Consider the following 20,581-nt stretch of genomic DNA (forward strand, 5'->3'; position numbering starts at 1 on the left):
AGACCCTTGCGGATCTGCCCTCTTTTTTATACCACAGCCGTTCTTTACGCCTCCCGCGCCATGCCCTCCAGCAGTACCGCCAGGCTCTCCATCGATAAAAATCCCTCTTCCCAGCTCGCGTCCGCAAAGCGCTGCAGGTTCTCCTCGCAGTACTCGATCTCCTTGGAGTAGCGCTTGGCGAGGCGCACTTGATCCGCCTTACAAAAGGCGTGCGCGGCATGCCAATGCGCAATATCCAGCCAGGCGATCAGCAAAACGCTTGCCGCCATCAACTTGATCTTGCCTAAAACGTCGCCGTCGTAAACAGCTTTGAGCATATAGCGGTATACAAAATAGACCGCCAGGTGTTCGTATTCCGTCGCGCAGGCCCGATGTGCCTGCAAAAATCCCTTTCGCTCCGCCAGCAGTGTGGAAAGGCTGGTGCGCAGCTGTCCCAGCTGATCCGGCCAGCCTGAATCGATTGGCTCAAGCGTCTGGTAAAATGCAAGCAGTTCCCCAAGGATGCGGCGCTCCGTGCCCTCTGCCGCCGGCCGCGTTTGGCCTTGCGCCTTATCCATAAAAACCCCCGGGGCCGCCTGGCGCGCTTCCACCCACGCACGGATCCGCTCCGGGGCCGCTTCCTCCTCCAGATGTGCCTGCAGCTGCTCCGCAAATACGAGCGCGGCCGTCAGTCTATCCCAAATAGAAAAACGGCGATCCTGCAACAGCGCAAAGAGCATGTTCCGCGCCGCAAGCAGCGCGTTTAGCAGCGGCTCATCTTCAAAATCCAGGTCTGCCGGCTCGTCAGTTTCCGTTTGGATAAAGGTTATTGGCCCGTCGTTTTGAAGGATCAGTTTCGCCGCCTCTTCACAGCAAAGCCCTACGCCGCTCTCCTTTATATCGCCAAACCACTCGTGGAAGCGGGGATGCTGGGTGCATATCTCACAAAGGGCGCTCTCCCCCAGGTTCAGGATAATCTCACAAAGGTTCCGTTCGTTTAAAAAAGGGCAGCGCTCCCCCTGGAGCAAAAAGTGCGGCGCTTCGCCCTGGGCAATGCTGCCGCGCAGCCGCTGCCCAAACGCACCCTCCTGAACCATATAATCTGCATAGGCGCGTTCGTCAATGTCGATCTCCCACCCAATGCAGCAATTGTCCTCGCACCCAGACGCGCTGCACCGGAATGCGGGATAATAATCGGGATAAGTCAGCTTCATGTACTTATTTCACATCCTGGTTTTTCGTCGTGCCTGTAAAGTTTCTAAAATAAAATACCGCAACCCACAATAGTAAGTTGCGATATTCTTGCGGCCATTCGCCGCTGGTGGAGGCGAGGGGAGTCGAACCCCTGTCCGAAAGCGATTTAACCAGACTTTCTCCGAGCGCAGCCGATTATTTGATTTCCCGGGCAGCGGCCCCTAGTCGGCAAGGTGCCGCGCCGGTAGCTTCATTTATCCGGCCCGCCGCAAAGCTTAGGCGGGTTCGTTCCCTGCTTTAATGGCACCCGTACCCCTAGCCGCAGGAAGCTAAGGACGGATGTACACGGTGATTAAGCCGCGTAAGCTAATTTTTGATTGTTGGCGTTTATTACGCTTTACCCGGTTTTTAACGCGGTTCCAGGAGGCCCGCGGCTCGCTTATCCAATCTCCTCTGCCCCCGTCGAAGCCAAATACGCCCCCACGGTCAAGGCGGGCTCAGCCGCCTTTTTGAGCATTTCTAAACGCCCGCTCAATATCGCGTTTGGCATCGCGCTTGGCGATATCCTGGCGTTTATCGTAGTTCTTTTTACCCCGCGCCAGCCCCAGCTCCATCTTGACCAGCCCGTGGCTCAAATACAGTTGTAAGGGGATCAGCGCATAACCCTGTTGCTGCACCGCGCCGATCAGCTTGCGGATCTCGTTCTTGTGCAGCAGCAGCCGCCGCTGGCGCAACGGATCCCGGTTAAAGATATTCCCCTTTTCATAAGGGCTTACGTGCATATGGTGTACCCAAACCTCGCCGTCCACGATCTGCGCATAACTATCCCGCAGGTTCACCTGCCCCAGCCGGATGGATTTGACCTCCGTTCCCACCAGTTCGATGCCCGTTTCATAAGTCTCCTCGATAAAATAGTCATGCCGCGCTTTTTTGTTCTGCGCTACGATCTTAACGCCGCCCTTGGGAGCCATTGCCGCTTGTTTCACCCCTAACCTTTCCGCAGTTTCTCTATTATATGCAAAGCCCCGCCATCTGTCAAGATTCCTTGGCATCCAGCCAACCCGGCGCGGGACCAAAGTCGATCCGGCGCAGGTCCACATCCACCGCGTCCACCCGCACCCTGGCCGGGTCGCCCAGCCGCAGGGATTTGCGCGTCCGCTCGCCGATCAAGGCATAGCGCTTTTCGTCAAATACGTAATAGTCGTTGTCCAGCGCGCTTACATGCACCAGCCCTTCAACCGTGTTGGGCAGCTGCACGTATACCCCATACTGGGTCACGCCCGAGATCACGCCGTCGTATTCCTCGCCCACATGATCCATCATGTACTCGGCCTTTTTCAGGTCGTCCACCGCGCGCTCGGCCTCCATGGCGCTGCGCTCGGCCTGCGAGGTCTGCTGGGCAATGCCCGGCATGGCTTTTTCCAGCTGTTTTACGCGCTTTTCATCCAGTTTGCCGTGCAGCCATTCCTTTAAGATCCGATGGATCTCCAAGTCAGGATAGCGGCGGATGGGCGAAGTAAAGTGGCAGTAATCCGGCGCGGCCAGGCCAAAATGGCCCAGCGGCAGCTCCAGGTATTTGGCCTTTTGCATAGAGCGCAGCATCACCTGGTTTATCACATTCTCCTCCGGCGTACCCTCAATCTGCTCGAGCAGCTCCTGCAATTGTTTGGGGGTGACCTTGCCCTTCACCTTCAGCGTATATCCAAAGGCGTTTACAAACTGGGCAAACTCCTTCATCTTGTCCTTATCCGGGTCCTCATGCACCCGATAGAGGAAGGGCAGCTCCGCATGCCGGGCGCAAAGCGCCACCGAGCGGTTGGCCGCCAGCATAAATTCCTCGATCATCCGTTCGGAGATCCCGCGCTCGCGCAGCACCACATCTACCGCGCGGCCCTTTTCGTTGAGGATGATCTTGGCCTCGGGCACGTCAAAATCCAGGCCGCCGTTGCGCTCTCGCCGCGCCAGCAGCAGATCCATCAGCTCCCGCATCGTGCCTAAATCTTCCAGGATAGGGGCATACGCCCTGCACATCTCCTCATCCCCGGCGAAGATCTTATTGACCCCGTCATAGGTCATACGGTATTTATTGTTGATCACGCTCTCTACGATCTGCGCATCCTGCACCTCGCCGTTTTCGTCGATCTCCATGATGCACGAGAGCGTCAGCCGGTCCACATCCGGATTGAGCGAGCATATGCCGTTGGAAAGCTCCGGCGGCAGCATGGGGATCACCCGGTCCGCAAAATAGACGCTGGTACCCCGCAGCAACGCCTCCTGGTCCAACAGAGAGCTCTCCTGCACGTAATGGCTCACATCGGCGATATGCACGCCCAGCTGATAGCGGCCGTTCTCCAGGCGCTTGATGGAGATGGCGTCGTCCAGATCCTTGGAGTCCGCCCCGTCGATGGTCATGACCGTCCAATCCCTAAAATCCTTGCGGCCCTGCTTGGCCGCCTCCGGCACCTCCTGCGGGATGGCACGGGCCGCGTCCAGCACGCCCTGCGGGAATACCTCGGGCAGCCCGGCCTGGCGGATGATCGAGAGCACATCGCACCCCGGGTCGTCCTTATTGCCCAGCACCTCCACGACCTTGCCCTCCGCCGCGCGGTTGCCGCTGGGCCATTTGATGATCTCCACGACCACCTTATCCTCATGCTTGGCGCCGCCGTACAGTTCATGGCTGATATGGATATCCTGTCCCAGGCGGGGATCGTCCGGGATCACAAAGGCACTTTTCCAGGGCCGGTCAAAAAGGCCTACCACGCGGCTGTTGGCGCGGGACAGGATCTGCACCACCTCGCCCTCGCCCGAGCGACCGTTTTGCGGCTGGCGGATGATGCGGCACAGCACCCGGTCCTTATGCATGGCGCTCTTCATCCCATTGGCCGGGATAAACAGGTCGTCGGCCTCCTCGTCATCCGGGATCAAAAAGCCGAAGCCCTTGGCATTACCCTGGATGCGTCCGGCCAGCAGGCCGATCATCGCCGGGGTAGCGTAGCGCCCGTTCTGCGTGAGCACCAGTTTCCCTTGGCCCACCATCTCCAGCACCGCCTCTTTCACCCCGCCGGCCTCTCCGCCCTGCGCCTTGACAAAGGCCTGCAGTTGAGAAAGCTCCGCCGGGCCGCATTTGGGGCGGTCAAAATAAGATAATATGTTTTCCATCATTTCTTGCATTTCCATCATTTTTCCTCCTCTATCCTCCTAAGCGGGGCACCTGCACCCGCCGCCAACCCATATGCTTAGCATCGCCCAAGGGCGACGATCTTACACAAAAAGACGGCAGCCGAAAAAACGGGCTGCCGTCTTGACGCATACATCACTTACTTCTGCAAAAATACCATCACGGCGGAGATCACTAAAAACGCCGCGGCCGCGATCTTTGTCAGAAAGACCATTCGTCCTTCAAAAGACTTTGACTTGTTTTTGCCAAAAAAAGTTTCCGCACCGCCGGCGATGGAACCCAGTCCCGCCGTCTTTGCAGGTTGCAGCAATATGACCAGAACCAGAAACAGGCCCAAAATCACCAATATGATCTGACCGATAAGAATCAGCGTATCCAAAGCCTATCCATCCTCCCGCATAGTCGATAACGGATTAATTCTAGCATAGTTCCCCGTAAATTGCAAGCGGCAATCCGCCTTTAGGGCCGCCATTGTGCCTGCAAAATTTCCAGCACCGCGTAAAGTTCATCGCAGATAAAATCTGCCGCACATTCCGCCTGCCGGTGTACCAGTATGGCCGCCATACCGGCCGCCTTTCCGCCGCCGATATCCGCCACCGGATTATCGCCGATCATAACGCACCGCTGCGCGCCCCGCGCTGCACTGAGGGCTGCCGCAAATATCTCGGGCCGGGGCTTTTCGTATCCCAGGTTTGAGGAGACGATCGCGTCCTCATAAAGCCCGCGCAGGCCCAGTCCATCCGCCACCGCCGCAAGCTCGGGGAAGTTGTTGGTCAAAAGATAACTTTTAAAGCCCAATGCCTTGCACCGGCGCAGTACCGGCAGCGCATCTTCATACAGGGTATAGGTACCGGTGGCCAGTATCTCTGCCTTAAATTGCGCGTTGAGCGCTCCCCAACTATCTTCCGGCAGGCCCAACTGCCCGTATAGACCCGCAAAGCCGGCAAACAGCCTGGCCCACCACTTTGCGCCGGTCGCCTGTGCGTAGGATATTTCCGGCGCGTACCAGGTGCAGCTGCGCCGCAGCGTCTCCCACACCATCGCCTCGGGCGCGCATGCGCCGTGATCCTGCAGCGCATGGGATAAGGCGTTAAAAAAAGTGTCCTCTCCATGGATCAGCGTACCGTCAAAATCCCAAAACAAAGCCGTATTTGGCATATGTGCGCTCCCCCTATTCAGGATATAGAACCGGGCCCGCCATACTGGCGGGCCCCTTCCTTACCGGCATACTTTATGCTTTACAGGCTATCCACCTCTACCCACGCGCCGCGCTGGGCCGATAGATCCACCGCCTCCATGACCTGCGCGCACTTGAGCCCGTCGTTAAAGTCGGGCGAAGCCGGTTTGTCGTTTGCAATGGCCTGCACAAATTCAAACACTTCGTGCACCATGGTATGCTCATAGCCATACACATGCCCCGCCGGCCACCAGGCGTACACATAGGGATGCGTCCCCTCCGTCACCGAAATCGTGGTAAAGCCCTGGAAGCCCTCCTCCGCCTCGGCGTTATAGTACTGCAGCTCGCAGATGCGCTCCAGATTAAATTTGATGGAGCCCTTGGAGCCGTTGATCTCAAAGGACATATCGTTGCGATGGCCCGCCGCGAACCGGGTCGCCTCGATGGAGAGCAGCGCGCCGTTTTTAAATTCGCCCAAAAAGTGCGTGGCGTCGTCTACATCCACCGTCTCCCGGGGCGAATTGGCCTGCGCCGTAGCGGAAACGCCGGTCATACTGGCGGCGATGGGCCGCTCCGTAATAAAGGTCTTTTCCATGCCCACCACCCGGTCGATCTCGCCCACCAGGTAGCGCGCACAGTCGATCACATGGGCGCCCAAATCGCCCAGCGAACCCGAGCCGGCCACGGATTTATCCAGCCGCCAAACCTTGGGATAGTCGGGCGAGATGATATAATCCTGTAGATAAGAGCCGCGGAAGTGGAAGATCTTGCCCAGGCGGCCGGATTCGATCATCTGCTTAGCCAGCACAATGGCCGGGGCAAAGCGGTAATTAAAGCCTACCTGGTGCTTGATGCCCGCTTTATTGGCGGCCTCTACGATCTCCCGCGCATCCGCGGTGGAAAAGGCCAGCGGTTTTTCGCACAAAATGTGCTTGCCCTCATTGGCCGCGGCGATGGCCATCTCCTTATGCAGGTAGCTGGGCGAGTTGATATCCACCACATCCACATCCGGCCGGGCGATCATCTTTCGCCAGTCGGTCTCATAATCCTGCCAGCCGAACTTATCCATGGCGGCCTTGACGCCCGCCTCGTCCCGTCCGCAGATCACCTTGCGGTTTACCTGCATATCCGCATCAAAAAACATGTTCACCCGGGCGTAGGCATTGCTGTGCGCCTTGCCCATAAACTTGTAGCCAATCATGCCTACATTCAATTCACGCATCGCTTTTTCCCCCAACAATCTTATATTTATAAATGGGCAGCAGGCGCACCGGCCCGCTGCCCATCAAGGCCTTTAGGCCCAGAACATCTCCGTGGTCCCCTGGAACGCCATCACCTCTTTGAGGAAGCTGACGGCCTTCTCCAACCCCTCCGTGGGCGAGAGCAGGCTGTCCTCATGCTCGATGGACATCACATCGTCATAGCCCACCATGCGCAGGTTGGAGACGATGTCTTTCCAGGTTTGATAATCGTGCCCGTACCCTACCGAGCGGAAGATCCAGCTGCGGTTGATCTCGTCGGCATAGTGCTTGGTATCCAGCACGCCGTTCACGCCGGTATTGATCTCATCCACCTTGGTATCCTTGGCGTGGAAGAAGTAGATGGCGTCGCCCAGCTTACGGATGGCCGCCGGGATATTCACGCCCTGCCAGAACAGGTGGCTGGGATCCAGATTCGCGCCGATCACCGGGCCCACCGCCTCCCGCAGCTTGAGCAGGGATTCTACATTGTACACGCAAAAGCCCGGATGCATCTCCAGGGCGATGCGGTTGACGCCGTAAGACTGGGCAATGGGGCACATCTTGTTCCAGTAGGGGATCAGCACCTGATTCCACTGGTAATCCAGAATCTCCTGGAAGTCATCCGGCCAGGGGCAGGTCACCCAGTTGGGATACTCGTCCTTGGGGCCGCCGCCCGGGCAGCCGGAAAAGCCCACCACCCGGTCGATACCCAGCTCGCCCGCCAGCTTTAAGGTATTGTCCAGGTCGCTCTGGAATTTCGCTGCGATATCGGGATTGGGATGCACGTAATTGCCGTGGGTCGACAGCGCGCAGATTTCGATCTCGTAGTCCTTGATCAACTGCTTAAAGGCCTTGAGCTTACCCGCGTCTGCCAGCAGCTCTGCCGGCTTGCAGTGGGCATTGCCGGGGTAACCGCCCGTCCCAAGCTCGATAGTGTGCACGTCCATGGCGGTCAGGTATTTCAGTACCTCTTCCAGCGGACGGTCGCCCAGCAGTACGGTCAAAACGCTCAGTTTCATGCAAAACTCCCCCTTACACATTGTTTATATTCATTATGATTATTATAACGCATCCCGGCCCACGTTGAATAGAGGGAATGGTAAAGTATTCCACAGAAAAAGCAATGATTATGTTGCGGATATGGCTAAAGCCTCCTGGCGGCGGCATTTCCCGGGTGATCGCTCATTGACGGAATAAAAAAGCGATACAGCAGCCGCTGTATCGCTTTTTCTTTATCTACTATCCGTTTTTTGCCGCTCTATTTAGCAATCATACTCGTGCCGGTCATTTCCTCCGGTACGGGCAGGCCCATCAGCGTCAGCAGCGTGGGCGCCAGGTCGGCCAGGCGGCCGCCTTCGCGCAGCACCGCGTCCTTGCGGCTGGGGTCCACCAGAATAAAAGGCACCGGGTTAGTGGTATGCGCCGTAAAGGGCTGTCCATTAGACGGATCCACCATGATATCGGCGTTGCCGTGGTCAGCCGTTACGATGGCGCAACCGCCGGTAGCCAGCACCGCATCCAAAACCTTGCCCAGGCAGGTATCCACCGCCTCCACCGCGGCCACCGCAGCGCTCATCACGCCGGTATGGCCCACCATGTCGGGGTTGGCAAAGTTGAGGATCATCACATCGTACTTGCCGCTTTCGATGCGCTTTACCGCCTCATCGGCTACCTCGTAGGCGCTCATCTCCGGCTTTAAGTCGTAGGTCGCCACCTTGGGCGAGGGGATCAGCGCCCGGTCTTCGTTCTCGTTGGGGGCTTCCACGCCGCCGTTAAAGAAGAAGGTCACATGCGCGTATTTCTCCGTTTCGGCGATGCGCAGCTGCGTCTTGCCGTTTTTGGCAATGTACTCGCCAAAGGTATTGGTCAGGGTCTGGGGCTTAAAGGCCACCTCCAGCATACCGGCAAACGTCGCGTCATACTGGGTCATGGATACGAAATCCACCCCTAAAAAGCCGCTCTTGCGCTCAAAACCCGCGAATTCCGGGTCGATAAAGGCGCGGGTGATCTCGCGGGCGCGATCCGGGCGGAAGTTGAAGAAGATGATGCCGTCGCCCTTTTCTACCTGGGCCACCGGCTTGCCATTCTCCTCAATCACGCAGGGCACCACAAACTCATCCACCACGTCGCTGGCGTAGGAGTTAGCCATCGCCTCTACGGCGCTGTGTGCCTTATCCCCCTGGCCCAGCGTCATGGCGTCATACGCCTTTTCCACCCGCTCCCAGCGGTTATCCCGGTCCATGGCATAATAGCGCCCCATTACAGTGGCGATCTTGCCAAAGCCCAGCTGCGCCATCTTCTCTTCCAACTGCTCGATATAGCCCTTGCCGCTGGAAGGGGGCACGTCGCGCCCATCCATAAAGCAATGTACATAGGCCTGCTCCAGCCCGGCGCGCTTGGCCAGCTCGATCAGGGCGTACAGGTGCTCGTTATGGCTGTGCACGCCGCCATCGGAAATCAGGCCCATCAGGTGCAGTTTGCCGCCATTTTGCTTGACCTTAGCGATCAAATCCAGGAACTCGGCCTTCTCAAAGAAATCGCCGTCCGCAATGGATTTGGTGATGCGGGTCAGCTCCTGATAGACGATGCGCCCCGCGCCGATATTGAGGTGACCCACTTCCGAGTTACCCATCTGGCCATCGGGCAGACCCACGTCCATGCCGCTGGCGCCGATGGTGGTATGCGGGTATTCCTCCAGCAGCCGGTCGATATTCGGGGTCTTGGCCTGGGCGATGGCGTTATTCTGCGCGCACTCCCGATAGCCAAAACCGTCCAAAATCACCAGAGCCGTCATTTTCTTTCCCATGGTTCCTCCTTAATAGTTGACCACCTTGGAGAAGTCTACCGCCTTGAGGCTGGCCCCGCCGATCAGGCCGCCGTCGATCTCGGGCATGCCCATCAGCTCCGTGGCATTGCCGGGGTTCATGCTGCCGCCGTACTGAATGCGCACAGCGCCCGCGGCCTCGCCGCCAAAGTCCTCTTCCACCGCCTTGCGGATGATGCCGATCACCTCGTTGGCGTCCGCAGAGGTAGCGGTGCGGCCGGTGCCAATGGCCCATACCGGCTCATAAGCGATGACCACATCTTTCACCTGCTCAGCCGTCAGGCCCTTGAGGGCAGCCTTGGTCTGGGTGCGTACCAGGTCGGCCGTTACGCCGGCTTCGCGCTGCTCCAGGGTCTCACCCACGCAGATGATGGGGATCAGGTTGTGCGCCACCGCCGCCAGGGTCTTTTTGTTGACGGTCTCATCGGTCTCGGCAAAGTACTGCCGGCGCTCGCTGTGGCCCAGGATGACATAATCCATGCCCATGGCAACCAGCATCTTGGGCGAGATCTCGCCGGTAAAGGCGCCCTTCTCTTCCCAGTGCATGTTCTGCGCGCCGATCTTGATATTGGTACCGGCGATCAGCTTTTTAACGGTCTCCAGGCAAACATAGGTGGGGCAAACCACCACGTCGCACTTGGCGTCCTTTACCAGGGGGATCAGCTCCTCGATCAGGGCCTTCGCCTCAGCGGGCGTATTGTTCATTTTCCAGTTGCCGGCAATAATAGGTTTGCGCATGTTGTATTTCCTCCTCAAAATTCAAAGCGTTTGCTTCTCCCGCCGCTGGCAGGAGTAAACCATAAATCTGCCCGGCGCAAGGCAAAACCTTGGGCCGGGCAAATTTTGCTATCGTTTTTTCTTACTTATCGTTCAGCGCCGCAACGCCGGGCAGCTCCAGGCCCTCCAGGAATTCCAGGGAAGCGCCGCCGCCGGTGGAGATATGGGTCATCTTATCGGCATAGCCCATCTGCTCTACAGCCGCCGCAGAATCGCCGCCGCCGATGATGGTGATGGCGTTGCTGTCCGCCATGGCCTGCGCAACAGCGCGGGTGCCGGCCGCAAAGTTCTCAAACTCGAACACGCCCATGGGGCCGTTCCAGATCACGGTCTTGGCATTTTTGATCTCATCCGCAAAGAGTTTGCAGGTCTCAGGCCCAATGTCCAGGCCCTCCCAATCGGCCGGGATGCCATCTACCGGGAAGGTCTTGCGGGGGGTGTCGTTGGCAAACTCCTGGCCCGCCACCACATCCAGCGGCAGCAGCAGCTTAACGCCCTTGGCTTTGGCCTTGTCCATCAGCTCTTTGGCCAGGCCTACGCGCTCGGCATCCAGCAGGGATTTACCCACTTCATAGCCCAGAGCCTTCTGGAAGGTATAGGCCATGCCGCCGCCAATCAGCAGCACGTCTACCTTCTCCAGCAGGTTGTTGATCACGCCGATCTTATCGGAAACCTTCGCGCCGCCCAAAATGGCAACGAAAGGACGCTCCGGATTATCCAGGGCCTTGCCCATTACGGAAAGCTCCTTGCCGATCAGGTAACCGGCAACGGCGGGCAGGTAGCTGGCTACGCCCGCGGTAGAGGCATGGGCGCGGTGCGCCGTGCCGAAAGCGTCATTCACATACAGCTCCGCCATGCTGGCCAGCTCTTTGCTGAACGCCTCGTCGTTCTTTTCCTCTTCTTTGTGGAAGCGCACGTTCTCCAGCAGCATAGCCTGGCCATCCTGCAAAGCGGCGGCCTTGGCTTTGGCATCCTCGCCCACCACGTCGCTGGCCATAACCACTTCCTGCCCCAGCAGCTCGCTCAAGCGCTTGGCGACGGGGGCCAGGGAGAACTTCATATTAAACTCGCCCTTGGGCCGGCCCAGATGAGAGCACAGAATCACGCGGGCATTATTCTTGAGCAGATATTTGATCGTCGGCAACGCGGCCTGGATGCGGGTCTCGTCCGAGATAACACCGTCTTTCATCGGCACGTTAAAGTCACACCGAACCAGGACTTTCTTGCCGGAGACCTGGACGTCTTCAATCGTCTTTTTGTTCATTTTAGGCACTCCTTTTTAATTGATCTATGCTGATGGGCGCGTGAGAAACTTTGCCCACACCAACCGGAAACAGCTTGTCCATTTCGCGCTTTTAAATCCAGTAGTTTTATAAAAGCGAGGGACTCAATTCCGTTCCACCTATCCTTATTCACTGTACATGAAAATGGGAAAAAAATCAAGCCGCTTGTGCAGGGTTCGTGCCCCAATGGCCTCCGCAAAAATTGCAAAATAAAGCCGCTGGTATTAGCAGCGGCAATAGGTGGCAAATTTATGCCCATATAATTTGAATCCCGGGCGCTAGGCCTAAGCCAAACGCCCGGGAGCAAATTTTTAACCTTTTACGGCGCCGGCCGTCAAGCCAGCTACCAGGTAGCGCTGCATGAAGATGAAGAAGATCAGGATCGGGATGATGGTGACGATGGACGCCGCCGTCAACAGGCCCCACTCCTTCGTATTCTCCTGCACGAACATCTGCAAGCCGATGGGCAGCGTGCGCAACTCCTTCGGTTTGAGGAACAAGCTCGCCAAAACGTACTCGTTCCAGCAGTAGTTAAATGCGAAGATTGCAACGGAACCGACACCAGGGCTGGATACCGGCAATACAACCTTGACCAAGCTCTGGAATTTGGACGCGCCGTCGATCAGCGCCGCCTCTTCCATGTCGATCGGGATCGAATCGAAGAAGCCCTGAATCATCCAGATGTTCAACGGCAACGAGAACGTTAGGTACGCAATCATCAAGCCCTCATGCGTATTGTTCAAGTTGAGCGAGTTGAAGATGATGAACAGCGGGATGAGCATCAGTACGATCGGGAACATCTGCAGAACCAGCAGCAGGTACACGAACCAGTTGAGCGGCTTGAAGACTTTCCGATAACGGCTCAGCGAGTAACCGGCGAAAATGGAAACGACGGTCGACAGCGCCATAACGATAACAGAAACCTTAAAGCTGTTCAAGAAGTAGATGTAGAACTGCGCCTTACCAAACAGCACCGAGTTGTACCAATCCAGCGTCCAACCTTCCGGCGAGGAAGGGAACAGGGATACGGAGTACATATCCGCGTTCGTTTTAAAGGACATACCCAGAGTAGACAGCAGCGGTACGCTGGTGATCAGGATCAAAAAGATGATCAGCAGATAGATCGGGATCTTTTTCAGCTGCTTTTTGGTCGCATAAGGATCAGCTACGATGACCTGCCCATTAGGCAGCGTAACTTGGTTTTTCGATTTGGCCATCTTCTCTCACCTCTCTTAGACATCTGTCTGGAAACGCTTGATGTAGAACACAGAGAATATCAGCATGATAATCATATTGATACTGGACTGTGCCGAAGCGTAACCAAGTTTCATCTGATAGAAGGCTTTGAAATAGGCCAATACAGAGATAACATACGTCGAACCGTTAGGTCCGCCCTGCGTCAACAGCCAAATGCCTTCGAAGGAGTTCATGTTCCAGATGGTCATCAGGGTCGTGGATACCATCGTAACCGAGCTGAGCATCGGAACCGTGATTTTGGTGAATTGCTTCCACGTGCTAGCGCCGTCGATGCGAGCAGCCTCGTACAGATCCTCAGGAATGCCCTGCAAGCCTGCGAGCATCATGATCATCATGAACGGGTAGCTCTTCCACACACTCGTGAAGATAACCGTGGTTTGAGCTGCGGCCGGCGTGCTGAAGAACTGGATCGGTTCGGGGAACAGATGCAGCTGGCGCACCAGCAGGTTGTTGACAAAACCCAGCTGCGGGTTCAACGCAAACAACCAAGAGTTAACAGCTACAACACCGGGGATAACCCACGGGATGAGCAGGAACGAGCGCCAAATGGCGCGGCCCTTGATCTCGCCGTTCAACAGAACAGCAGCCAGCAGACCGAAGATGTAGCTGAACAGCACTACGCAAAATACGTACCACAACGTGAATATCATCGCGCCCCAGAACTCGCCGTCCTGGAACAGTTCGATGTAGTTCTCGAATCCAATGTAATTGTAGCCCTGGCGAATACCCGTGATCGAGGCATCCGTAAAGCTCAGAACAAATCCATTGAATACGGGATAGACACGTATCAGCATCAACAAGATGAATGCCGGCAAGACGAGACCATAAGCAAATAGCGCATCAGATTTACGAAACATGCCTTCTCTCTCCTAACTGGATGGTCTGACCACTCCTTGGCCTTGTAATGATCTTGCAACAGTCTGCGCCGGCCGCTTGAAAACCGGCTATATACTGTGCAAAACCCCGCTTGTCGGTTTGCGGCCCGGTCCGTTACCGTACCGGCCCCCGCCCCTTTGTGCCCAAACACCCCGTTTGGACGGAACCATATCCCTTGCGGTTTGACCCGCCGGGTTTGAAGAACCGCTGCAAATGCCCCGCGCCACGCGCCTGTGCCCCCGTCGGGCCCCAGCCGGCCGCTGCGAAAAAACGCCACAGTCCGCTGAAACCTTTCAAAAACACCCGCGCCCTTTGCAAGCCATCTACAAATCCCTTCCGGACGCCAGGACCGCTATAGGCCCCGCGATCTTTCCGGGCCCCCGCATAGCGGGGCACCTCTTCCCTCCCGGGATAACCCGCCAATTTCCCCGCGCCTCGCGCATTGTGTTCGCGCCTCTTCCGTCAAACGCCATCCCACCCGTTAAGGATGCGACAGCCTCTAGCGGAAAAAGCCCTCCCCCAAGGCGCCAGCCCCGGTTCGTTTGGCGTTCGGACTTACCAGCGGCTCATCTTTCAGCTCCGCGAAAACAGCGGCTAAACCGCCTCGCTGAAAGAGGCCTCGCCCGGATAAGGGCTTCCACAAAGAACCGTGTTGCCCTCCCCCAGACCTGCAGTCTGTATCCTCTCCGTATCGGGACTTCGCTCTCGACGGCCAGAACAGAGGGTTCCTCTTCCCGCCTTAAAAGCTTCATCCTGATCCGCAGAAACGCGTATAGCCGCTCCACAGCCTCAGGCCTGGTCTGCCTTTTGAAGGATACCCCATGGGGCGCCCTCCGGCAACTTCGTACTTAACTGTTATAACCTACCCATCCCCAAAGGGAACCGCGCATAACAGATTGGTACTTTTAAGCAACCTGCCCGCCCCCGATAGAGAGAAAGCCGGCTGCAACTGCTGAAACGGTTTAAATAAAAAGAGTGCAGGTGCACGCTTCCAAAATAAACCTATCCCAACAGGTTTGGATGTTATAAATATAACAAAGCGGAACCCCGCGGATAAACCAGATGTTTTTACAAATAGGTTAGTTATATTGCGGTTTAGGGTTCAAATTATTGATTTCACGCGGATAAATCAACATATTGTTCCCTTTTTCCAATAAAAATACGGAACCGGTGTTCACCACGCCTCCCCTGCGGCCGCTGCATTTTGTATGCAGGCCCGGGGCTTATGACGATACCCACAATATCTAGTGCGTCATAACGGGCATCACTTCAATATCTGTAGCTAGTATAGCAAAAAGGCGCCTAAAATTGTTCCTACTTTTTTACCATTTAGTTTCAATATTTTCGCCCTCGCCCGCTTAGGGGGGCCACCGCCTGTTATATATATAAATGGCCACCCTTTTACTAGGTCTTCGCTCCTAGGGCGGATACACCTTTGCCCTGCCTTGATCTATCTATAGTCGCCGTCCTGTTTAAATATACCGCGGGCCGCCCGTTGCTTTGCGCTTTACGGTATACCGGCGCGGATAAAAAAGGGGGGAGCCTTTCTCTCTCTCCCCCCATCCATTGCCTTTTATAGGATGCTTGGCGTTAAAACCTTTAGCGTTTATTGATCCATCTCCGCGATCAGGCCGGCCAGTTCATCATTGAGCTTGTTGAGCAGTTCTTTCCACTGTGCCTCATCCTGCGTCAAGGCGGATTGGATCAGCTGCTTATCATAGCCCTGCCCCTCGACCACCGCGGCGGAAGGCGTCCCATTTTGCATGGGATAGACCGTCTGCACGGAATCGGGGATGATATACTCGGTAAAGGGTTGTTTGACGACCGGCGTCTTGAGCACTTCCAGCGTATCCAGGAAGCTCTGCCGGGTAGGGAACGAACCCATGCCGCCCTTTTCCCACAGATCCGCGTTATTTTCAGACCACCATTTGAGGAACTTCATACCCTCTTCTTTCTGCTCCGTTTGCTCAAACATCATATAGCCGTTGATAAAGATGCAGTTTTTCTGCAACCCGGAAGGGCTCTCCAGCGGATGCAGCACCAGCACCTGATCCCGGCTCACATCCCCCGTGGTGGAATTGACGATCCAGTCCGAGGCGCCATAGATCGCGCCCAGCCTGCCCGAGCCGAAGAGTTTTTGCGCATCGTCCCCGGTATAGTTCTCAATCCCCTCCGGCAGGATGCCTTCCTGCTTCATCCGGTTAAAGAACCGCATGGTCTCCAGATTGCTCTCGCTGTTTAGCGCGGCGTTGCCCTCCTCATCATAGGTAAAGCCGCCATTGTTGATGGCCCACTGCGTAAACGAACCCCCGGCGTTATTGGTCACGCCAAAGGCAAAGCCGTAAATTCCCTTTTCCTTATCGGTAAACGCCTTGCACATCTGGATAAACTCATCCCAGGTCTTCGGCTCCTGCAGGCCCTTTTCCTCCAGCCAATCCTTACGGATGAAGATGCACCGGGGCGAGAAGTTATAGGGGATGCCCACCTGGCGCCCCTGCCAGGTAAAGTACTCCACAAAGCCTTCCGGAAAATCGCCCAGCGCGCCCTCTTTTTCCCACTCGTCCAAGATCCATTGCAGATCGGCCGATTCGCCTTTCGGCGCGAACTGGAAGGGCATGTACCCGCCGCCGGTGGCCACATCCGGCGCGCCGTTGGACGCGACGGCTGTGGAATAGGTCTCGAACCAATTGCTCCAAGGCAGGTTAGTATACTTTATCGTCACATGCGGTGCGGCCTCTTTATACTTTGCGATGATCTCCTCGGCCACCACCGGATACTTTTCCGCCGGTCCCCAGGCCATATCCCAAAATTCCAGCGTGACCGGCTCATTTGCCGCGCTCTGGGTCTCGCTGGGCGGGGTTGAGGCGGTCTGCTGCTCTGCCGGGCCGCAGCCGGGCAGTGCAAACGCCAACGCTGCGCATAGTGCCGTGCAAACGATTCTCGTTATACCGCGTTTTTGCATGGTTATTTCCCCCCTATTTAATTTTCTCTCATTTTACTGTGTCAGAGTTTCAGCGTCCCGCACACCGGGCGGAGCCTTTTCTTAGAATTTCATTTTGAGATCTGTCTTGCGTAAATGCATATGTATTGATTCTCCGGGGGTAGAAGTGCGATTGGCGTCAGTAGTTCATCGGCCTGGCGAAGGATGGCACCCCTCCTTTCCCGCCACAATTACAGGCTATGCAAAAAACAGCGCAATGGCAAGGATATGTTTTTTACAATTATTCCAGTTTGTTGACTTTCGCGCCATTATCCATCCACACCAATGCATCGCACAATGAATGGGGGCACAGCCTGTGCTGTGCCCCCGCATATTTGTCCAGTCTATTCATCAGTCGTTTTCGGCGATCAATTTTTCCAGCTCCTTTTGCAGCCTTTGCAGCAGCGGCTTCCAATCCTCCTCTTCCTGCGTAAGCGCCGCCTGCATCAGCTGGGAACCGTACTTTTCCCCCTCCGCCATGGAGGCTGAGGGCGTGCCATTTTGCATAGGGTAAACGGTCTGTATCGAGTTGGGGATGATATACTCCACAAAGGGCGCCTTGGTCAATGGCTCTTTCAAGGTATCGATCCCCTTTAAAAAGCTGGTGCGCACCGGAAAGGCGCTTACCCCGCCCTCGCTCCACAAGCTGGCGTTGTTTTCCGAGAACCATTTCAGAAAAGCCATCGCCTCATCTCGGTGCTCGGATTGCTGAAAGACCATGTAGCCGTTGAAGTAGAGCGCGTTTTTCTGGATGCCGGCCGGACTTTTCAGCGGATGCAGTACCGTCAGCTGGTCTGCGGTAAATTTGCCGGAATCCACTATCGCCTCTACCCAATCCGGCCCGCCATAAACCGCGCCAACCTTGCCTGCAATAAACAACTTTTGCGCGTCATCTCCGGTAAAGTGCTCAATGCCTTCGGGCAGCACGTCCGCCTTTTTCAGCTCCGAAAAAAACTTCATCGTCAAAAGGTTGTTATCGCTGTCGATATTGGCGTTCCCCTTACGGTCAAACCCCATGCCGCCGTTGTTCACCGCCCAGTTGGTAAAGGAGCCCGCGCCGCCGCTGGTCACCCCAAAGGCATAGCCGTAAGTGCCCTGCTCCGGGTCGCGGAAGGCCTTGCACATCTCCATAAAGTCCACCCAGGTTTCCGGCTCTGCCAATCCCTTGTCCTCCAGCCAGTCCTTGCGCACCAGGATCGCGCGCGGGTCGATATTAAAGGGGATGCCCACCTGCTTATCGCGGTAGCGGTAATATTCGATAAACCCCTCGGGGAAGTCGTCCAGCGTGCCCTCTTTTTCCCAGGCGCGGATGATCCACTGCAGATCGGCTGATTCGTTGCTGGGCGCAAACTGAAAGGGCATGTACCCGCCGCCGATGGCCACATCCGGCGCGCTGCCGGAGGCGGCCGCAGTGGAATAGACCTCGAACCAGTTGGCCCAAGGTAGATTGGTGTATTTAAATGTAATGTTTGGATGCAGCGTTTGATATTGCGCCAGAATCTTTTCAACAGCCGGCTGATACCGCTCTGCTGTGCCCCAGGCCATATCCCAAAACACCAGTTCTATGGGCTCCTCCGTGCTGGAGGCGCCGCCCTGCACTTGGGCGGGATCGGACGGCTGCTGGCAGCCAATAAGGGAAAAAGCCATGGCCACCACTAAAATTAGGCAGCACAAAAGGGTAGAGTGCCTGTGCATTACGTGTTGTCTCCTACTCATCCGATTAATTACCATCTTAACAGCTGTCAACCGGGATTCATACCCCGCATTTTGACATATTCGTACAATATATTCACATCTGCCGCCTATAATGTTGAACCTTTGTCTTACATCCATCCACATTATTTCTTGACAAAAAAGGCGCCGGGTCTCCCCGGCGCCGAAGCTTAAAGCAAATGGGCACAAAGCCTAACGCGTGCCCACCGCGCATTACTGGTCCATGCTCTGGATGGTGCCCTCCAACTCAGCCTGCAGTTTTTTAAGCAGCGTCTGCCAGCTTTTTTCCTCCTGCGTCAGGGCGGATTGCATCATCTGCATATCATACTTTTGCCCCTCCACCATCGAGGCCGAGGGCGTGCCGCTCTGCATGGGGTAAACGGTCTGCACCGAATTGGGGATGATGTACTCCACAAACGGCTTTTTGGAAACCGGCTTTTGAAAGACGCTTAAGGAATTCATAAAGCTGGTGCGGGCCGGAAATGCGCTCATCCCGCCCTCTTCCCACAGAAGCTGGTTATTTTCGGACCACCACTTGATGAAGTTCAGCCCCTCTTGTTTCAGGCTGGATTGTTCAAACATCATGTAGCCGTTAAAATACAACGCGTTTTTCTGGATGCCCGAAGGGCTGGTGAGCGGATGCAGGATGGTGAGCTGGTCCTCCGTCAGGCCGCTGGAGCTCATGATGATCTCGGCCCAATCGCTCCCGCCGTACACCGCGCCCACCTTGCCCGCGCCAAACAGCTTTTGCGCATCGCTGCCCGAATAATTCTCGATACCCTCAGGGAGCACGCCCGCCTTTTTCAGGTCGCTGAAAAACTGCATGGTCTGCAGGTTGCGTTCGGTATCCACAGCGGCGTTGCCCTCCCGGTCAAAACTCAGCCCGCCGTTATTGACGGCCCAGTTGGTAAACGAGCCCGCCGAATCCACCGCTACGCCGTAAGCAAAGCCGTATGTGCCCTTTTCCTTGTCGGTAAAGGCCTTGCACATCTCCAAAAATTCGTCCCAGTTGGTGGGTTCAGCCAGGCCCTTTTCCTCCAGCCAATCCTTACGCACCAGGATCCCCCGGGGGTCTACGTTAAAGCAGATGCCTACCTGTTTATCCTTGAACCGGTAGTACTCCATAAAACCTTCCGGGAAGTCCTCCAGCGTCCCTTCCTTCTCCCACTGGTCCACGATCCATTGCAGGTCTGCCGCCTCATCGCTGGTGGCGAACTGGAAAGGCATATAGCCGCCGCCTGTGGCCACATCCGGCGCGCCATTGGAAGCCACGGCCGTAGAATAAGCCTCAAACCAGTTGCTCCAGGGCAGGTTGGTATAGTTGATGGTGACGTGCGGCGCCACCTCCTTATAGTTTGCGATGATCTGCTCGGCCGCCGGCACATACCGGTCCGCCGTGCCCCAGGCCATATCCCAAAACGTCAGGGTAACGGGCTGTTTGCTCTCCCCGCCACCGGTGGGCTGCGTTTGCCCCTCATCAGGCTGCTGGCAACCTACCGCCGATACCATCAGCGCTGCGGCCAGCAAAAGGCAAATGCTAAGCGAGCGAAATTTTTCCACGCGATTACCTCCTTTAAAATGCCAATACGTTTTCGCGCTTAGTATTTGCCTTAATCTTTTGTTTATGCCCGCTTTCTCGCGCTATGATTGCCCGTGCCGATTAAAATAAAAAAAGGAAGAGCGTTTCGCTCTTCCAAATATTTTAAGATTCAATCTTGTCTATCCGTTCTATTACTGTCCCGGCTTGCCGAAAGGCAGCGCGCCATCGTCCTCGATCTGCTCCACCGGCTCAAACATGCTGCCGGAGCTGGAACTGGCGCTGGCATCCGCCCCAGAGCTGGCACTCGCATCCGAGCTGGCCGCAGCACTGGTACTCGCGCTGGGCGCAGTAGACGCGGTAGAATCCCCACCGCCACCGCAACCGACGACTGCCAGGGATAACGCCATGAACACCACTAAGCACAATATAACAGCAACCATTTTCTTCATACCGTAAGCCCCCCTAAAGATTTGATATAATGAATATATCAAAAGAAACTACACTGTAAAACCAGTTTTTTTTACTTTGAAGTGTAAAAAATTTGACTATTTGCCTTATT

At 56.1% G+C, this 20,581-nt stretch carries 16 protein-coding genes and 1 other RNA gene; all 17 read right to left on the bottom strand.

The features are described from left to right. Positions 1 to 44 precede the first annotated feature (44 nt). Entirely contained in the window at positions 45 to 1,193 is a 1,149-nt protein-coding gene (gene fliB / locus H8699_RS07200; RefSeq protein WP_249285080.1) for a flagellin lysine-N-methylase, read from the bottom strand. A gap of 105 nt (positions 1,194 to 1,298) precedes the next feature. Continuing rightward, positions 1,299 to 1,655: a transfer-messenger RNA gene (ssrA, locus tag H8699_RS07205) on the bottom strand. Positions 1,656 to 1,670: 15 nt separating this feature from the next. After that, positions 1,671 to 2,144 (bottom strand): SsrA-binding protein SmpB, encoded by a 474-nt coding sequence (gene smpB / locus H8699_RS07210; RefSeq protein WP_249285125.1) that lies wholly within the window; start codon positions 2,142 to 2,144, stop codon positions 1,671 to 1,673. A 64-nt stretch (positions 2,145 to 2,208) separates the two neighbouring features. Next, a complete protein-coding gene (gene rnr, locus H8699_RS07215; RefSeq protein WP_249285081.1) occupies positions 2,209 to 4,356 on the bottom strand; it encodes a ribonuclease R in 2,148 nt (715 codons plus the stop codon). A gap of 137 nt (positions 4,357 to 4,493) precedes the next feature. Then, entirely contained in the window at positions 4,494 to 4,733 is a 240-nt protein-coding gene (gene secG / locus H8699_RS07220) for a preprotein translocase subunit SecG (protein WP_138296295.1), read from the bottom strand. A gap of 80 nt (positions 4,734 to 4,813) precedes the next feature. Then, positions 4,814 to 5,512 carry an HAD family hydrolase gene (locus tag H8699_RS07225; RefSeq protein ID WP_249285082.1) on the bottom strand — a complete coding sequence of 233 codons (699 nt, stop codon included), beginning with the start codon at positions 5,510 to 5,512 and terminating at the stop codon, positions 4,814 to 4,816. Positions 5,513 to 5,592: 80 nt separating this feature from the next. Then, a complete protein-coding gene (locus H8699_RS07230) occupies positions 5,593 to 6,753 on the bottom strand; it encodes a Gfo/Idh/MocA family protein (RefSeq protein WP_249285083.1) in 1,161 nt (386 codons plus the stop codon). Between the two features lie 72 nt (positions 6,754 to 6,825). Continuing rightward, on the bottom strand, positions 6,826 to 7,791 hold the full coding sequence (locus H8699_RS07235) for a sugar phosphate isomerase/epimerase family protein (RefSeq protein ID WP_249285084.1): 966 nt from the start codon (positions 7,789 to 7,791) through the stop codon (positions 6,826 to 6,828). Positions 7,792 to 8,030: 239 nt separating this feature from the next. After that, positions 8,031 to 9,578, bottom strand: a complete 1,548-nt coding sequence (gpmI, locus tag H8699_RS07240; protein WP_249285085.1) for a 2,3-bisphosphoglycerate-independent phosphoglycerate mutase — start codon at positions 9,576 to 9,578, stop codon at positions 8,031 to 8,033. 9 nt (positions 9,579 to 9,587) lie between these two features. Next, entirely contained in the window at positions 9,588 to 10,334 is a 747-nt protein-coding gene (gene tpiA, locus H8699_RS07245) for a triose-phosphate isomerase (protein ID WP_249285086.1), read from the bottom strand. Positions 10,335 to 10,455: 121 nt separating this feature from the next. Beyond that, positions 10,456 to 11,637 carry a phosphoglycerate kinase gene (locus tag H8699_RS07250; protein WP_138296301.1) on the bottom strand — a complete coding sequence of 394 codons (1,182 nt, stop codon included), beginning with the start codon at positions 11,635 to 11,637 and terminating at the stop codon, positions 10,456 to 10,458. A 330-nt stretch (positions 11,638 to 11,967) separates the two neighbouring features. Beyond that, positions 11,968 to 12,873, bottom strand: coding sequence for a carbohydrate ABC transporter permease (locus tag H8699_RS07255; RefSeq protein WP_138296302.1), 906 nt, complete (start codon positions 12,871 to 12,873; stop codon positions 11,968 to 11,970). Between the two features lie 15 nt (positions 12,874 to 12,888). Beyond that, positions 12,889 to 13,770 (bottom strand): carbohydrate ABC transporter permease, encoded by an 882-nt coding sequence (locus H8699_RS07260; protein ID WP_138296303.1) that lies wholly within the window; start codon positions 13,768 to 13,770, stop codon positions 12,889 to 12,891. 1,625 nt (positions 13,771 to 15,395) lie between these two features. Continuing rightward, complete coding sequence (locus H8699_RS07265; protein WP_249285087.1) at positions 15,396 to 16,751, bottom strand: ABC transporter substrate-binding protein; 1,356 nt, start codon at positions 16,749 to 16,751, stop codon at positions 15,396 to 15,398. 369 nt (positions 16,752 to 17,120) lie between these two features. Next, positions 17,121 to 18,464, bottom strand: coding sequence for an ABC transporter substrate-binding protein (locus H8699_RS07270; RefSeq protein ID WP_249285088.1), 1,344 nt, complete (start codon positions 18,462 to 18,464; stop codon positions 17,121 to 17,123). A gap of 231 nt (positions 18,465 to 18,695) precedes the next feature. Next, positions 18,696 to 20,042 carry an ABC transporter substrate-binding protein gene (locus H8699_RS07275; protein ID WP_249285089.1) on the bottom strand — a complete coding sequence of 449 codons (1,347 nt, stop codon included), beginning with the start codon at positions 20,040 to 20,042 and terminating at the stop codon, positions 18,696 to 18,698. 171 nt (positions 20,043 to 20,213) lie between these two features. Then, entirely contained in the window at positions 20,214 to 20,471 is a 258-nt protein-coding gene (locus H8699_RS07280) for a hypothetical protein (protein WP_138296307.1), read from the bottom strand. Between the last annotated feature and the right edge of the window lie 110 nt (positions 20,472 to 20,581).

It is taken from the genome of Luoshenia tenuis (assembly GCF_014384745.1).
GTDB lineage: Bacteria > Bacillota > Clostridia > Christensenellales.

What these genes read in the sequence shown, in the direction of transcription:
- H8699_RS07235 (WP_249285084.1), bottom strand. Translation starts at nt 7,791, where the DNA reads ATGAAACTGAGCGTTTTGACCGTACTGCTGGGCGACCGTCCGCTGGAA.
- H8699_RS07225 (WP_249285082.1), bottom strand. Translation starts at nt 5,512, where the DNA reads ATGCCAAATACGGCTTTGTTTTGGGATTTTGACGGTACGCTGATCCAT.
- H8699_RS07260 (WP_138296303.1), bottom strand. Translation starts at nt 13,770, where the DNA reads ATGTTTCGTAAATCTGATGCGCTATTTGCTTATGGTCTCGTCTTGCCG.
- tpiA (WP_249285086.1), bottom strand. Translation starts at nt 10,334, where the DNA reads ATGCGCAAACCTATTATTGCCGGCAACTGGAAAATGAACAATACGCCC.
- H8699_RS07250 (WP_138296301.1), bottom strand. Translation starts at nt 11,637, where the DNA reads ATGAACAAAAAGACGATTGAAGACGTCCAGGTCTCCGGCAAGAAAGTC.
- fliB (WP_249285080.1), bottom strand. Translation starts at nt 1,193, where the DNA reads ATGAAGCTGACTTATCCCGATTATTATCCCGCATTCCGGTGCAGCGCG.
- H8699_RS07265 (WP_249285087.1), bottom strand. Translation starts at nt 16,751, where the DNA reads ATGCAAAAACGCGGTATAACGAGAATCGTTTGCACGGCACTATGCGCA.
- smpB (WP_249285125.1), bottom strand. Translation starts at nt 2,144, where the DNA reads ATGGCTCCCAAGGGCGGCGTTAAGATCGTAGCGCAGAACAAAAAAGCG.
- H8699_RS07255 (WP_138296302.1), bottom strand. Translation starts at nt 12,873, where the DNA reads ATGGCCAAATCGAAAAACCAAGTTACGCTGCCTAATGGGCAGGTCATC.
- H8699_RS07230 (WP_249285083.1), bottom strand. Translation starts at nt 6,753, where the DNA reads ATGCGTGAATTGAATGTAGGCATGATTGGCTACAAGTTTATGGGCAAG.
- rnr (WP_249285081.1), bottom strand. Translation starts at nt 4,356, where the DNA reads ATGATGGAAATGCAAGAAATGATGGAAAACATATTATCTTATTTTGAC.
- H8699_RS07280 (WP_138296307.1), bottom strand. Translation starts at nt 20,471, where the DNA reads ATGAAGAAAATGGTTGCTGTTATATTGTGCTTAGTGGTGTTCATGGCG.
- gpmI (WP_249285085.1), bottom strand. Translation starts at nt 9,578, where the DNA reads ATGGGAAAGAAAATGACGGCTCTGGTGATTTTGGACGGTTTTGGCTAT.
- H8699_RS07270 (WP_249285088.1), bottom strand. Translation starts at nt 18,464, where the DNA reads ATGCACAGGCACTCTACCCTTTTGTGCTGCCTAATTTTAGTGGTGGCC.